The sequence below is a fragment of the Exiguobacterium sp. SRB7LM genome (genome assembly GCF_015712685.1).
Classification (GTDB): Bacteria; Bacillota; Bacilli; order Exiguobacteriales; family Exiguobacteriaceae; genus Exiguobacterium; species Exiguobacterium profundum.
Genome location: NZ_VWVR01000006.1, coordinates 2,450,001 through 2,464,268 on the forward strand (window position 1 = coordinate 2,450,001; position 14,268 = coordinate 2,464,268).

At 46.4% G+C, this 14,268-nt stretch carries 13 protein-coding genes (1 of these 13 cut by a window edge); 5 read left to right on the plus strand and 8 right to left on the minus strand.

Translation table 11 applies throughout. The features are described 5' to 3' along the window. The 7 genes from F3H97_RS13360 to dnaA form a co-directional block, all read right to left on the minus strand. Window positions 1-123: the start of an HD-GYP domain-containing protein gene (locus F3H97_RS13360; RefSeq protein ID WP_196431642.1), read on the minus strand. Its footprint begins 867 nt before the window's first position; only the first 123 of its 990 coding nucleotides appear in the window; the start codon lies at window positions 121-123; its stop codon lies off the left edge, out of view. Between the two features lie 57 nt (window positions 124-180). Continuing rightward, window positions 181-2,748, minus strand: coding sequence for a DNA gyrase subunit A (gene gyrA, locus F3H97_RS13365; RefSeq protein ID WP_015880210.1), 2,568 nt, complete (start codon window positions 2,746-2,748; stop codon window positions 181-183). A gap of 22 nt (window positions 2,749-2,770) precedes the next feature. Beyond that, window positions 2,771-4,699 (minus strand): DNA topoisomerase (ATP-hydrolyzing) subunit B, encoded by a 1,929-nt coding sequence (gene gyrB, locus F3H97_RS13370; protein ID WP_074035264.1) that lies wholly within the window; start codon window positions 4,697-4,699, stop codon window positions 2,771-2,773. Window positions 4,700-4,748: 49 nt separating this feature from the next. After that, entirely contained in the window at window positions 4,749-5,867 is a 1,119-nt protein-coding gene (recF, locus tag F3H97_RS13375; RefSeq protein ID WP_159563190.1) for a DNA replication/repair protein RecF, read from the minus strand. Window position 5,868: 1 nt separating this feature from the next. After that, the gene (gene yaaA, locus F3H97_RS13380) at window positions 5,869-6,084 is read right to left on the minus strand and encodes a S4 domain-containing protein YaaA (RefSeq protein ID WP_015880213.1); all 216 of its coding nucleotides are present in this window, start codon (window positions 6,082-6,084) and stop codon (window positions 5,869-5,871) included. Window positions 6,085-6,210: 126 nt separating this feature from the next. Then, window positions 6,211-7,350 (minus strand): DNA polymerase III subunit beta, encoded by a 1,140-nt coding sequence (gene dnaN / locus F3H97_RS13385; protein ID WP_196431643.1) that lies wholly within the window; start codon window positions 7,348-7,350, stop codon window positions 6,211-6,213. Window positions 7,351-7,546: 196 nt separating this feature from the next. Then, entirely contained in the window at window positions 7,547-8,926 is a 1,380-nt protein-coding gene (gene dnaA, locus F3H97_RS13390; RefSeq protein WP_015880215.1) for a chromosomal replication initiator protein DnaA, read from the minus strand. A 764-nt stretch (window positions 8,927-9,690) separates the two neighbouring features. Here dnaA and rpmH point away from each other — a divergent pair. From rpmH to F3H97_RS13410, 4 genes are all read left to right on the plus strand, one after another. Beyond that, window positions 9,691-9,825: a 50S ribosomal protein L34 gene (rpmH, locus tag F3H97_RS13395; protein WP_015880216.1), complete on the plus strand. Its 135-nt coding sequence runs from the start codon at window positions 9,691-9,693 to the stop codon at window positions 9,823-9,825. Between the two features lie 154 nt (window positions 9,826-9,979). Continuing rightward, window positions 9,980-10,324, plus strand: a complete 345-nt coding sequence (gene rnpA / locus F3H97_RS13400; protein WP_015880217.1) for a ribonuclease P protein component — start codon at window positions 9,980-9,982, stop codon at window positions 10,322-10,324. 104 nt (window positions 10,325-10,428) lie between these two features. Continuing rightward, window positions 10,429-11,289 (plus strand): membrane protein insertase YidC, encoded by an 861-nt coding sequence (gene yidC, locus F3H97_RS13405; protein WP_015880218.1) that lies wholly within the window; start codon window positions 10,429-10,431, stop codon window positions 11,287-11,289. 101 nt (window positions 11,290-11,390) lie between these two features. Further along, window positions 11,391-11,936: an HdeD family acid-resistance protein gene (locus F3H97_RS13410; RefSeq protein ID WP_196431644.1), complete on the plus strand. Its 546-nt coding sequence runs from the start codon at window positions 11,391-11,393 to the stop codon at window positions 11,934-11,936. Between the two features lie 13 nt (window positions 11,937-11,949). Here F3H97_RS13410 and F3H97_RS13415 read toward each other — a convergent pair whose 3' ends face one another. Next, window positions 11,950-12,708 carry a nucleotidyltransferase domain-containing protein gene (locus F3H97_RS13415; protein WP_196431645.1) on the minus strand — a complete coding sequence of 253 codons (759 nt, stop codon included), beginning with the start codon at window positions 12,706-12,708 and terminating at the stop codon, window positions 11,950-11,952. 172 nt (window positions 12,709-12,880) lie between these two features. Between F3H97_RS13415 and mnmE the strand changes: the two genes are divergently transcribed. Further along, a complete protein-coding gene (gene mnmE / locus F3H97_RS13420; RefSeq protein WP_031424082.1) occupies window positions 12,881-14,260 on the plus strand; it encodes a tRNA uridine-5-carboxymethylaminomethyl(34) synthesis GTPase MnmE in 1,380 nt (459 codons plus the stop codon). The last annotated feature ends 8 nt before the right edge of the window (window positions 14,261-14,268 follow it).

The window sequence follows — 14,268 nt, forward strand, 5'->3', positions numbered from 1 at the left end:
TTCGATTTTTAAGAAACGGAGCAAACGTAAATGTTCATTGGTTAAGTGGATTCCGGCTTCTAAAGAAGAAACGGGTGACAATAGCGTCATCCCAACATGTACAGTGGATAAGTTCAAACGCACGCGAATCCCTCCTAATATATGAAAAGATCGAACGGAAACACCGTTCGACCTCTCGTCTTACTCATTCACATCAGACGATTCATCGGTTTCAGGTGCTTCATCCTCAAACCCATTCTCCAAATCGACTGCTGATTCCTCTTCTAACTCATCTTTTTTCAACTTTGCGATAGTCGCTAAACGATCGCCCTCTTCGATGTTCATCACTTTCACACCGCGAGTACTTCGACCCATTTGAGAGATCGTTTGTGAATCAATCCGAATCGCAACACCGAGTTCGGTCATCAGCATGATGTCATCGTCTTCATCAACGACACGCATCCCGACGACTGTTCCACGATCTGTCTTAATTCCGATGATACCGGAACCGCCACGACCTTGTGTGCGGAACTGTTCCATGGCCGTACGTTTTCCGTATCCTTTTTCAGTGATAATCAAGACGTCTTGCGTGGTGCGAACGATTTCCATCGAGACGACCAAATCGTCTTCCTTCTTCAATCGAATCGCGCGAACGCCTCGTGCCGTACGTCCCATCGAACGAACTTCTCCTTCGAGTGGGAAGCGAATCGACATACCTTGGCGTGTGACGATCAACATTTCATCGTCGCTCTTCGCTAAACGGACCGTGACGAGTTCATCTGTCTCATTCAAACTGATGGCACGTAGACCGTTTTTGTTGATTCGGGCGTATGCCGAAAGTGGCGAACGCTTAATCAATCCTTCTTTCGTGATGAAGACGAGAGACAACTGCTCGTCTGCTACTTCTTCAGACTCATCCTGTGTCTCTTCCGCTACCGTTTGGTTAGCCAAGTAACTATTGAAATCGACAGGAATCATCGTTTCGACTTTTTCACCTTTGTCGATTTGAAGCAAGTTAATGATCGGCATCCCTTTCGCGGTACGGCTCATCTCAGGAATTTCGTATCCTTTGAGACGGAAGACGCGTCCGAAGTTGGTGAAGAACAGGATGGTATCGTGTGTCGACGCGGAGAGCAGACGAAGCACAAAGTCTTCATCATTCGTTCCCATACCTTGTTTCCCACGTCCACCACGGCGCTGTGTCCGATATGAATCCGATGGGATCGACTTGATATATCCTTCGCTCGTGAGCGTAATCATCATGTCGCGAACTGGGATCAAATCTTCGTCCTCGAGTTCAACGATATCCGTACGAATCACCGTACGACGAGCATCACCATATCGCTCTTTGATTTCGATTAACTCGTTACGAATGATATCGAGTAGCAATTCTTCGTCTCCGAGAATCGCACGAAGTTCTTCGATTAACGCTTTCACTTCACGATATTCGCCTTCAATCTTCTCGCGTTCCAAACCAGTCAAGCGTTGGAGACGCATATCTAAGATTGCTTGAGTCTGTTCAGTCGAAAGTCCAAAGCGGGCAATCAACTTTTCACGAGCCTCGTCACCTGTGCGTGTGCTACGGATGATGGCGATGACTTCATCCAAGTGATCCAAGGCAACACGAAGACCTTCTAAAATGTGGGCACGTGCTTCCGCTTTGTCTAAATCGAATTGCGTACGACGACGCACGACCTCTTTTTGGTGTTCGATGTAGTAATAGATTGCTTGTTTGATGTTCAACGTTTTTGGACGACCGCCTACAAGCGCGAGCATGTTAACACCGAACGTCGTTTGCATCGGTGTTTGCTTGTACAAGTTATTCAAGATGACACTCGCATTCGCGTCGCGGCGAACTTCAATCACGATGCGCATCCCGTTACGGTCTGATTCATCGCGTAAGTCCGTGATTCCCTCGATTTTCTTGTCGCGAACCAAATCGGCAATCTTTTCAACGAGACGCGCTTTGTTGACTTGGTAAGGAATCTCGTGCACGAGGATCCGTTCACGGCCATTTTTCAAGACCTCGATTTCAGCTTTCGCACGCATCGTAATCGATCCGCGTCCAGTTTCATATGCACGACGAATCCCACTACGTCCCAAAATCTCTCCTGCAGTCGGGAAATCAGGGCCCGGGATATGTTGCATCAATTCTGCAATCGTGATGTCCGGGTTGTGAGAAAGCGCCAGTACACCGTCGATGACCTCGTTCAAGTTATGAGGCGGAACGTTCGTCGCCATACCAACCGCAATTCCGCTCGTACCGTTCACAAGGAAGTTCGGGAAACGTGCCGGAAGTACGACTGGTTCTTTTTCTTCACCATCGAAGTTCGGTTGATAATCAATCGTGTTTTTTCCGATGTCTCGTACGAGTTCCATCGCAATTTTAGACATACGTGCCTCGGTATAACGCATCGCAGCGGCCGAGTCGCCATCGACTGAACCGAAGTTCCCGTGACCGTCGACTAATTCGTAGCGATAACTGAAGTCCTGAGCCATGCGGACCATCGTCTCATAAACGGCTGAGTCACCGTGTGGGTGGTACTTACCGATGACGTCCCCGACGACACGCGCCGACTTCTTATGTGGCTTGTCCGCGCGAATACCTAGTTCGTTCATCGCATATAAAATACGACGGTGAACCGGCTTTAATCCATCTCGCACGTCCGGAAGGGCACGTGATACGATGACGCTCATCGCGTAGTCCATGAACGACGTTCGCATCTCCTGGCTAATATTTATATCCTTGATATTTTCTTGTTCTGCCATTCGTTATTGCCTACCCTTCTTATTAAATATCGAGGTTCTTCACGTAATGGGCGTGAGATTGAATAAAGTCACGGCGTGGTTCGACGTTGTCACCCATGAGCGTTTCGAAGATTTCATCCGCTTCGATTGCATCTTGCAGGTCGACACGAAGCATCGAACGTGTTTCCGGGTTCATCGTCGTATTCCATAACTGTTCAGGATCCATCTCTCCGAGACCCTTGTAACGTTGAACGCTATAACGTGCATTTTCAGGAAGTTGTGCAATCGCTGCCTGCAACTCACGGTCGTTTTGAACGTAGATGGTTTCTTTCCCGTGCTTCACACCATAGAGTGGTGGTTGCGCGATATAGACGTATCCACTTTCAACGAGTGGGCGCATGTAACGATAGAAGAACGTCAACAATAACGTCCGAATGTGCGCACCATCGACATCGGCATCGGTCATGATGATGAGTTTATGATAGCGCGCTTTCGATAAGTCAAACTCATCGGCAATCCCTGTTCCGAGAGCCGTGATGATGGTCCGGACTTCTTGGTTGGCCAAAATCTTATCAAGACGTGCTTTCTCAACGTTGATGATTTTCCCTCGAATCGGAAGGATGGCTTGGAAGTGACGATCACGTCCAGATTTCGCAGAACCTCCCGCTGAGTCACCCTCAACGATGTATAGTTCAGATTTCGATGCATCTTTTGACGAACAGTCTGCCAATTTCCCTGGCAATGAACTGACTTCGAGAATCCCTTTCCGACGTGTCATCTCGCGTGCACGTTTCGCAGCAAGACGCGCACGTGCCGCCATCAAGCCTTTGTCGACAATGAGGCGACCGACCGACGGGTTCTCGAGTAGGAATTGTTCGAACGTGTCGCTGAACAATGTGTCCGTTGCCGTACGCGCATCGGCATTCCCGAGTTTTGTCTTCGTCTGCCCTTCAAACTGAGGAGAAGGGTGCTTGACCGAAACAATCGCCGTCAATCCTTCACGGACATCATCCCCTGAGAGGCTACCATCGGCTTCCTTCATCAATCCGAATCGCTTCGCATAATCATTAATGGCACGGGTGAGCGCCGTCTTAAATCCAGTCTCGTGCGTCCCACCTTCATGCGTCGGAATGTTGTTCGTGAATGAATAAATGTTACTTGCGAAACCTTCGTTGTATTGAAGCGCGATTTCGACTTCGATTCCGTCTTTCGTACCGTGTACGTACACAGGCTCTTCATGAATCGACGCTTTTGACCGGTTCAAGTGCTCGACATAAGACTTGATTCCGCCCTCATAGTGATAGTTCCGTTCAATCGTCTCGTCACTACGATCATCTTTAGCCACGATTCGTAACCCTTTGTTCAAGAAGGCGAGCTCACGTAAGCGTGTCGCTAACAAATCAAAGTCATATTCGAGTGTCTCCTGGAAGATGTCTCCGTCTGGGAAGAAACGAACTGTCGTCCCTGTCGTGTCAGTCGTCCCGACGATTTCGAGTTCACCTTGTGGAACACCACGTTTGAACGATTGGTAATATACGTTTCCATCGCGACGAACGAACACTTCAAGTTTCGTCGATAAGGCGTTAACAACCGACGCCCCGACACCGTGAAGACCACCTGATACTTTGTATCCGCCACCGCCGAACTTACCACCTGCGTGCAACACCGTGAAAATAACTTCAACGGCAGGTCGACCCGTTTTCTTTTGAACATCGACCGGAATCCCACGTCCGTTGTCTTCCACAACGATCGAGTTCCCTGGCTCGACCGTCACTGTGATCGTGTCACAATAACCAGCGAGCGCCTCATCGATTGAGTTATCGACAATCTCCCATACCAAATGGTGGAGACCGCGAGAGCTTGTGGAACCGATATACATCCCTGGACGTTTACGGACAGCCTCTAAGCCTTCAAGGACTTGAATCTGATCGGCGCCGTACGCTTGCAATTCTTTTTCATTTTCATTACTCATCGGTTATTTTCACCTACTATACATGATTTGGTGTTCCTTCTTGCCACGATTACACGGACTCCGTTTCAACCTCACCTTGTTTCACGTGAAACACTTTAGCTTGTTGAATGGTCTCATGTGCAATCCCGTCAATGTTTGTTGTAGTCAAAATCGTTTGTACTTTCCGTCCCATCGTATCGAGGAGATGGGTTTGGCGATGATCGTCAAGCTCAGATAACACATCGTCTAATAACAACAGAGGATATTCGCCTACTTCTTCATGAATCAATTCAATCTCAGCTAGCTTCAATGACAAGGCCGCCGTTCGTTGCTGACCTTGTGAACCGAACGTTTGAACGTTTCGATTGTTGACATACAATTCAAAATCGTCACGATGCGGACCAAATAAGGTCACACCTCTTCGTCGTTCGTTCTCTCTTATTTTATCAAACTTTTGACGATACGTTTCAAACATCTGTTCTTTTGAGAAGCGTTCTTTTTGGAACGTGTCGGAAACGTATTGAATCGTCAGTGTTTCGAGTTCTCTTGTGATTCCGGAATGGATGGGATTGGCCCATTTTTCGAGCTGGTCGATGAAGTGATAGCGTCTCATCACAATTTTTACGGCAAGTTCAATCAATTGATCCGTCAAGACTTCAAGTAACGTCTCGTCGCCACCTTTTGTGGATAACTGCTTCAACAAGGCGTTCCGTTGTTTCAACGTCTTCAAGTATTGATTGAGCTCGTGTAAGTACACCGGACTGACCTGACCGATTTCCATATCTAAAAATCGCCGTCTCCCTTGCGGACTGCCTTTCACGATGGCTAAGTCTTCTGGGGCGAACAAGACGACGTTAAATGCGCCGACATAGTCACTGAGACGACGTTGTTCCAAATGATTGAGCTTTGCTTTCTTGCCTTTAGGAGAAAAAGAGAGACTCTGCACCGATTCGCCCGTCCGTTTATGAATCCGTCCTTCGATACTCGCAGCATCGGCTTCCCAACCGATTAACTCACGGTCTTGTGTCGTCCGATGCGATTTTGCGAGCGCAAGTACGTAAATCGATTCGAGAAGATTCGTTTTTCCTTGGGCGTTCTCACCAATCAGAACATTCGTCTGTTCTGAAAAATCTAGCTCGAGGGTTTCGTAGTTGCGATAGTTTTGCAATCGGATCGACTTTAAATGCACGTCAGTTTCCCTCGATTTGATATTCCCCGAAGCCTTCGACTTCGATTGTATCTCCATCTCTTAATTTACGACCGCGGCGCTGGTCCTGCTCACCGTTCACTTTAATCATGACATCCTCTAAAAAGAACTTTGCTTGTCCCCCACTCGAGATGATATCTGCTAATTTTAAAAATTGTCCGAGCGTTACATACTCGGTTGTAATCGACACTTTTTCCATGTCGTCACTTCCTTTCTCACATGCTGATCTGAAAAAATCGCCATACATATTAGTTTATCGAAAATCGTCGAATAAGGCAAAAAGAGGGATGACAAGGCAAGACACCTCATCATCCCTATCCGCAGCTTACGATGTGCGGACTGGCAAAATCAGTTGAAGAACACTATCTTGTTCAATCGGTCGTAAAATGAACGGTCGCATCGAACCCGTGAACTGGATTTCGATTTCAGATGCATCGAGTGCGCGGAGCGCGTCCATCACGAATTTCGAGTTGAAGGAAATTTTTAGTTCTTCTCCTTCAAGCGACAGGATGCTGACACGTTCCGATACTTTTCCGACTTCAGGTGAGTGTGAAGAGACTTCAACTGCCGTTGTATCTTCCGCCACAAATTTAATGACGTTGTTGCGATCGGCACGTGCTAAGAGCGATGCACGGTCAATGGCCTGTAAGAACTCTTTCGCATTCATCCGAACGGCTGTACGATATTCTTCCGGGATGAGACGTGACGTGTCTGGATAGGCACCGTCTAACAAACGAGAGAAGAATGAGATGTTTTTCATACGGAATAAAATTTGTTGGTCCGTTAAGACGATTTCAATCGGTAACTCTTCACGGTCGAGTAATTTTGCCAATTCGTTGAGTGAGCGGCCAGGAACGACGACATTTTGGAACGTCAAATCGTTATCTGTCTCAAAACGTGCACGACGAAGCGCCAGACGGTGGCTATCGGTTGCGACACATGTAAGGAAGCCCTTCTCTGCTGAGAAGTTAACCCCTGTCAATACGGGACGTGTCTCCTGTGAAGAAACAGCGAAGCTCGTCTGACGGATGATGGTCTTCAATAGATCAGCCGGCAAATAGAAGCGACGATCACTCGCAAGTTCAGGTAGGCGTGGATATTCATCCGGGTCGAGACCGTTTAAATGGAACTCTGCCTGACCAGACTCAATGCGCGTCATGAAGTTCGGTGAAACTTCGAGTGTGACCTCGTTCGTCGGTAACTTCTTCACAATTTCTCCTAAGAAGCGTGCGTTCAACACGACGCTTCCAGCACGTTGAATTTGAATGAGTTCAATTCCACCCTCTTCGATTGGAATCAAGCGTTCAATCGAAATCTCGGTATCACTTCCTGTCAGTGTTAAGCCATCCGCATGTGCCTCAAGTTTCAAGCCTGTCAAAATTGGAATGGTCGTTCGTGAAGCCACAGCTTTTGATACGTCTTGTACGGCTTGCATGAATACATCTCGTTGAATCGTTAAATGCATGTGGATAATTCCTCCTAAGGTGAAATGAGTCCATTTCCTAATAATATAATAGTATTAATTAAGTCATAATAGTAATAAGGGCTGTGGATACTGGGGATAAGTCCCCTAATCCATACGTGTTAAGCCATTTCGCCTGTGAATAACTTGTGGATAACTAAGGTGGTTTATCCACAGGATATCCACAGAGAATTCTTCATTAGTTAGAAAGTGCCTTCTTCAACGTTTGAATCGTCTCTTGCATTTCCACATCGTTCTTTAGAAGGGTGCTAATTTTTTCATGTGCATGAATCACAGTCGTGTGATCACGCCCTCCGAACTCTTCCCCGATTTTTGGCAAGGAGCTCTCCGTCATCTCCCGCGAGAGATACATTGCGATTTGACGTGGGAATGCCAACGTCTTGGTTCGCTTTTTCGAGTTCAATTCTTCTACTTGAATGTTGAAGTGTTGACCGACAACTTCTTGAATATCGCGAATGACAATTTTCTTCGCTTCCTGGACAGGCATGATATTATGAAGCGCTTCGGCTGCCACGTCCGGGTCGATTGGTCGTCCGACAAGTTTTGCATAAGCGACGACTCGTGTCAGTGCCCCTTCTAGTTCCCGAATGTTCGTATCGATTTGATTCGCGATATACAGCATGACTTCATTCGAGATATCAAGCCCTTCCGCGGTCGCTTTTTTGCGAAGAATCGCAATTCGCGTCTCAAGGTCCGGTGGTGTGATGTCTGTGATTAGGCCCCATTCAAAGCGTGAACGAAGTCGATCCTCTAGCGTCGGGATTTCTTTTGGTGGTCGATCACTTGAAATCACGATTTGTTTCTGATCGTTGTGCAATGCATTGAATGTGTGGAAAAACTCTTCTTGGGTTTGTTCTTTCCCTGCTAAAAACTGAATATCATCAATCAATAGTACATCAATGTTTCGATAACGGTTCCGAAACTCACCGGTCTTATTATCCCGAATCGAATTGATAAATTCATTTGTGAACTTCTCAGAAGAGACATAGGCAATGCGAGCCCCCGGTTTTTGACCTTTTACATAATGACCAATCGCATGCATCAAATGTGTTTTACCAAGTCCAACGCCTCCGTAAATGAAGAGCGGGTTATAGGCGCGTGCAGGTGCTTCAGCGACAGCAAGTGATGCGGCGTGGGCAAAACGGTTCCCCGATCCGATGACAAACGTCTCGAAAATGTATTTGTCATTCAGTTGACCAAGATCCCCTTCCTCTTTTGAAGGTAATAGCACGGGCTGTTCTTTTGTTTCTGTCACGGCGATGGACTCATTTGACGATCCATCCGCTGGAGCATACTTGTGTGCTTGAGATTCCTCGATGAAATGAATTTCAAGCTTGTTGTTTGTGATCTCTTCAACCGTATCTTGTAACAGAGAGAGATACTGTCGCTCTAACCACGTGACGATAAAACTGGCGGGTGCCGACACAACGAGCGTCGTTCCCATCAATGATATCCCCTCGGTTGATTTCAACCACATGTCAAAACTGGCTTTTGGAGTTCGTTCTTCTTCCTCGATTACCGATAAGACATTTCTCCAAATCTCGCGAGCATTCTTCAATGAAAGACCTCCTTTACTCACATGTTGGGTAAAACTTATTCACACGATATACACATACACTATTCTATAGTAGAAACTAGGGTTATCCCCAGAGAACAAAAACTGTGGATAAAGTTATCCACATGGTGTTCATTATGGGGATAACACTTATCCACAGCCTGTGTATATCTTGGAATCACGAATTGTTCATCCACAAGTTTGTGCACATTCAGTTTAGCAAAATAAAATAGACGTGGCAATGCTTTTTGGTATTTATCCACAGATAAAGAAAAGTATCCACACCCACTTATCCACATGCTGTGTGTTTTGTGGATAACCTGTGGATATATTGTGGATAAAGCACTAATGATAGAATATGAGATGAAAAAGTTATACACAAAAGAGGAAGAAGTGAAATGAAAGATTGTTTTTGTAAAAGAAGAAAATGAAAAAATAAAGAATAAGAATATGAAAAAAGAGGAGTTATTCACATATAAATGTGGATAACTTCGAGATTTTGTGGATAAAATGGCTCAACGTGGCTATTTATAAAGACCGTTTATAAAATACGTAAAGGTTGTGTATACATTCATCCCCTACTCGTCCTTCGGATAAGGATCGAATCCATGTGGATGAATGCTTTCTGAGTGCCTCATTCTACGAATTCGAAAACCATCCGAAAATACATTGACAATTGTTGAATCGATTTATATAATCTTAAAGACTGCCTTAAATGAAACTATAACTTGCTAATAGAGCGTTAATCTTGAGGAGGTGCTGTAACCATGAAACCAACTTTCAACCCTAACAACCGTAAGCGTAAGAAAGTTCACGGATTCCGTGCACGCATGGCGACTAAAAACGGTCGCAACATTCTTGCTGCTCGTCGTCGTAAAGGCCGTAAAGCCTTGACTGTATAATTCTGAATGAAGATTGCCCGGGGATCCTTTCCTCGGGCAATTTTTTAGTTTGTCACAGAAACGTAGTATTTCATGGATTCTCCCTCGTTCAAATGATGTGGATATGATATGATGTTAGTTGACGATTTTTGAAGCGAAGGATGGAGTGAGAATTTTGAAAAAAGAATACCGCCTGCAAAAGAATGAAGAGTTCCAAGCGGTGTTTCGCGAAGGACGCTCCGTGGCCAATCGTCAGTTTGTCGTCTACACGCTCAAAGCGGATCAAACGCATTTCAGAGTGGGTCTTTCCGTCAGTAAGAAACTTGGAAATGCTGTGGAACGGAACCGGATGAAACGATTGATGCGTGAGTCGCTTCGCTTGCTCGAACCAAACGTTGCACCGAATGATTATGTCATCATCGCTCGAAAACCTGCGACCGCATTGACGCAGTCGGAAGTGACCGAGAGTTTGAAACACGTATTCAAACGGGCCAAGGTTTGGCAAAAGCAGGGCCGGTGACCATGACAATCTGAATTTGTTCTCTCATATAATTAGAGTCTGATAAGATTGCCCGATCGACGTGTGCGTTAAAAAGAATTGATAAAGAAAGCGTAGGAGGAACTATGAGCAAAAAGCTAAAATTAGGATTACTCGCTGCCATGACCGCGGTCATCATGCTGATGGCAGGCTGTGTGGATCCGTCTACCATCCAAGCCGAACCAGTAACGGCTGACACAGAAGGTTTCTGGGCGAAGTACTTTGTATGGCCGCTCGCATGGCTTTTGAAGGAAGTTGCTTACTTGGTCGGTGGTCCGTGGCAATACGGGATTTCAATCATCATCGCGACGATTATCGTCCGGTTGTTGATTCTCCCACTCATGATCAAGCAGACGAAGAGTATGGGTGCGATGCAAGTGTTGCAACCAGAAATGCTGAAGCTTCGTGAAAAGTACAGCTCAAAAGACCAGGAAACACAACGTAAACTCCAAGAAGAGATGATGAAGCTTTATCAGGAATACCAAATCAACCCGCTCGCGGGATGTTTGCCGATCTTGATTCAAATGCCGATTCTCTTCGCATTCTATGATGCGATTCGCCGTACACCTGAGATTTTCGAAGCGAACTTCTTATGGTTCGACCTCGGTGCTCCGGATCCAACGTTCGTCTTGCCGATCTTAGCGGCAATCTTGACGTTCGCACAACAAAAAATCTCAATGGCGGGTCAAGAACAGAACCCGCAGTTGAAGATGATGCTTTATATCTTCCCGGTTATGATCTTCGTCATGTCGATCAACCTTCCAGCTGCCCTTTCGTTATACTGGGTAGTCGGTTATATCATCTCGATCATCGTCACGATGGCAATCATGCTCCCGATGCGTGAGAAGATGAAGGTTGCGGCTGAAGCGAAAATCGCTGCGAAAGAAGCAGAGCGTGCAGCGCTTGCTGAAGAAGAAAAGAAAAACAAAAAGAAAAAGCGTAAATAATCGCTAAGCTGAGTGTCTTCTGACGCTCAGCTTTTTTTGTGGGATTGCAAGCCGGTCAGAGGGGAATAGAGATAGAAACGAGTAAACGGAGGTGTGGGAAAATGGAGGCATTCATTCGGCGTTTGGAACGTTCGACGTTATGGCAAGCGGTCATTTATTTTGTACTTGGTGTTCTCATTTTGTTATATCCTCGATTTTTCTTTGATGTCATGGTGTATGTCATTGCCGGTTATTTAGCGATCATGGGGATTTGGATGATCTTTCAAGGGTTGCGTCGACGTCAGGGAGGGTTGCCACCCACTTTCTTTATGGGTCTCATCTATTTGATTTTGGCAGCGGTCGTCTTTTTCTTCGCAGAGACGCTAGCTAGTCTTCTCCCGATTTTGATTGGAGCCTTGTTCTTATTCGGTGGAATTATCCGCCTGATTCAGGCACTCGGTTACCGTCAATCGATGTCGGGACGATGGCTTTGGTTTTTGATTGGAAGTCTATTGTGGATAGGTGTCGGGATTCTCATGTTGACGAATCCGTTCAGTAGCCTACTTGTTTTGTTCCAACTGTTCGGCGGCATTCTCATCGCCATCGCGGTACTGGAACTGTTCCTCTATTTCACGATTCGTTCGACGAAACGCCAAGCAAGATACTAAAAAACAAGCCGCCCTATATGCCAGGACGGCTTGTTTCTCGTTGAATCAACTGTTCCATGAACGGTCCGAACACGTTGTAGCCAGGTAGTGATGTGAAAAAAGTTTGCTCTACCTGAAGTCGCTCCAGATAGATGTGGGCGGCTTTTTCGTGTGAGGTGGGGGTCAAATGGTCATAAAATGAGCGGAGGTCGATTTCTTGTCGCTGCGTCACATCTTTTAAACCAAGGGAAGCCCGGTCCGGTGTGTGGTGAGCGGCTAACACATATGCGAAATGGACCATTCCTTGCCGGAGCATCTCCGTTGCCCACATCGCGTTGCCTCGATTGCGTGATTTTGTATATTGGAAAAAGAACCACACGGTATCGAACGCATGGTCACTGATTGTCGCTTCGTCTAATTGCAAGGAAGTGGCGTGTCTAGCAAGTCGCTGTTGTGGGTCGTAGAGCACATGAATCGAGTCTTGATGATTCAACGTCTCTTGCGTGACCGTGAACAGGTCGAGGTGAAGAAAATCATCAAAGACGGCGATGAGTTGTGGAGCGACGATGTGAATCTCGTCTTTTAACAGAATCGGACGATAGGCGGTTACATGCTCGAGGCGTCTAGATAGAAAACAGACCTCTTCATCGGGGTGTACCATGACATAGAGGTCGATATCGGAATGCTCATCGGCTTCTCCCCGACCGAATGAGCCCTTCATAAAAATTGCTTGAACCGCTTCATCGTGCTGTAATCGTTCGGTGATGATTCGGATTGCTTCTTGCTGTTTCATCTTTAGACCATCTCTCTCCTATGTAAATATATTCCTTTATTGTACGAAAACGATGAGTCGAATGGCAATGACTTTATCAATGGTCCAACTCTTTCGTTCAAGTCGAATATCGTGTATAGTAGGTTCGTTATGCATATGATAGAAGAAGATGTTTAGGTTTGGAGGGAGAAAGATGCTAGAGTTTGACACGATTACAGCGATTTCGACGCCGATGGGTGAAGGTGCCATCGGGATCGTCCGACTATCGGGCGATTTGGCGGTCGAAACGGTGAACAATGTGTTTTCTGGGAAAGACTTAACAACAGTCGATTCACATACGATTCATTATGGAACGTTAAAATATCCTAATACGGGCGAAATCGTCGATGAAGTCATGGTCAGTATTATGCGCGCGCCGAAGACGTTTACGCGAGAAGATGTCGTCGAAATCAATTGTCACGGAGGCGTCGTAGCGGTCAATCGTGTCCTTGAGCTCATTCTCGATCAACCCGACATCCGCCTAGCAGAACCGGGCGAGTTCACGAAGCGCGCCTTTTTAAATGGTCGGATCGATTTATCTCAGGCGGAAGCGGTCATGGATTTGATTCGCGCGAAGACGGACCGGGCAATGAACGTTGCGATGGCGCAAATGGAAGGACGTTTGTCACGCCTCGTTCGCGAGTTACGTCAACAACTGCTCGAGACGATTGCGGCGGTCGAGGTCAACATCGACTATCCAGAATATGACGCAGAAGAGATGACCCAGGCCATCGTCGAAGAGAAAGCGGGCGAGGTCAAACGTGTCCTCGAACAGTTACTCGAGACAGCGCGACAAGGGAAAATCTTACGTGAAGGCTTGGCCACGGCAATCATCGGTCGACCGAACGTCGGAAAATCTTCTTTGATGAACACGCTCGTTCAAGAGACAAAAGCGATTGTCACTGAAATTGCCGGTACGACACGTGACACGATTGAGGAATACGTCAACGTGAAAGGTGTTCCGCTCAAATTGATCGATACGGCAGGTATTCGCGAAACGGAAGATATCGTGGAACGAATCGGTGTGGAGAAGTCGAGAAAAGCGTTAGAAGCGGCAGATTTGGTCCTTCTCGTCTTGAACGGACATGAGGGATTGACTGTCGAGGATGAGGCGTTATTTGAGGCAGTTAAAGGAATGAATGCCATCATCATCATCAACAAGACAGACTTGCCACAAAACATGGATTCTTCTAAGCTAGAGAAACTAGCGGCAGGACGTCCGATTGTGGCGACATCTCTCTTGCTAGATGAAGGAATCGATGCCCTTGAAGCGGCCATCGCAAATCTATTCTTCGCAAAAGGTGTCGAGTCACAGGATATGACGTATATTTCAAACGCTCGACACATTCAGTTAATCAAACGAACGATTGGTCAAATTGATGAGGCGCTCGGTAGTGCCGTCATGAATATGCCGATCGACATGGTTCAAATCGATTTACGTCGTGCGTGGGATACGCTCGGTGAAATCAATGGAGATACCGTACAGGAGAGCTTGATTGATCAGCTCTTTTCACAGTTTTGTCTTGGGAAATAATAAGGAGG

What these genes read in the sequence shown, in the direction of transcription:
- gyrA (WP_015880210.1), bottom strand. Translation starts at nt 2,748, where the DNA reads ATGGCAGAACAAGAAAATATCAAGGATATAAATATTAGCCAGGAGATG.
- gyrB (WP_074035264.1), bottom strand. Translation starts at nt 4,699, where the DNA reads ATGAGTAATGAAAATGAAAAAGAATTGCAAGCGTACGGCGCCGATCAG.
- yaaA (WP_015880213.1), bottom strand. Translation starts at nt 6,084, where the DNA reads ATGGAAAAAGTGTCGATTACAACCGAGTATGTAACGCTCGGACAATTT.
- dnaN (WP_196431643.1), bottom strand. Translation starts at nt 7,350, where the DNA reads ATGCATTTAACGATTCAACGAGATGTATTCATGCAAGCCGTACAAGAC.
- rpmH (WP_015880216.1), top strand. Translation starts at nt 9,691, where the DNA reads ATGAAACCAACTTTCAACCCTAACAACCGTAAGCGTAAGAAAGTTCAC.
- yidC (WP_015880218.1), top strand. Translation starts at nt 10,429, where the DNA reads ATGAGCAAAAAGCTAAAATTAGGATTACTCGCTGCCATGACCGCGGTC.
- F3H97_RS13410 (WP_196431644.1), top strand. Translation starts at nt 11,391, where the DNA reads ATGGAGGCATTCATTCGGCGTTTGGAACGTTCGACGTTATGGCAAGCG.
- F3H97_RS13415 (WP_196431645.1), bottom strand. Translation starts at nt 12,708, where the DNA reads ATGAAACAGCAAGAAGCAATCCGAATCATCACCGAACGATTACAGCAC.
- mnmE (WP_031424082.1), top strand. Translation starts at nt 12,881, where the DNA reads ATGCTAGAGTTTGACACGATTACAGCGATTTCGACGCCGATGGGTGAA.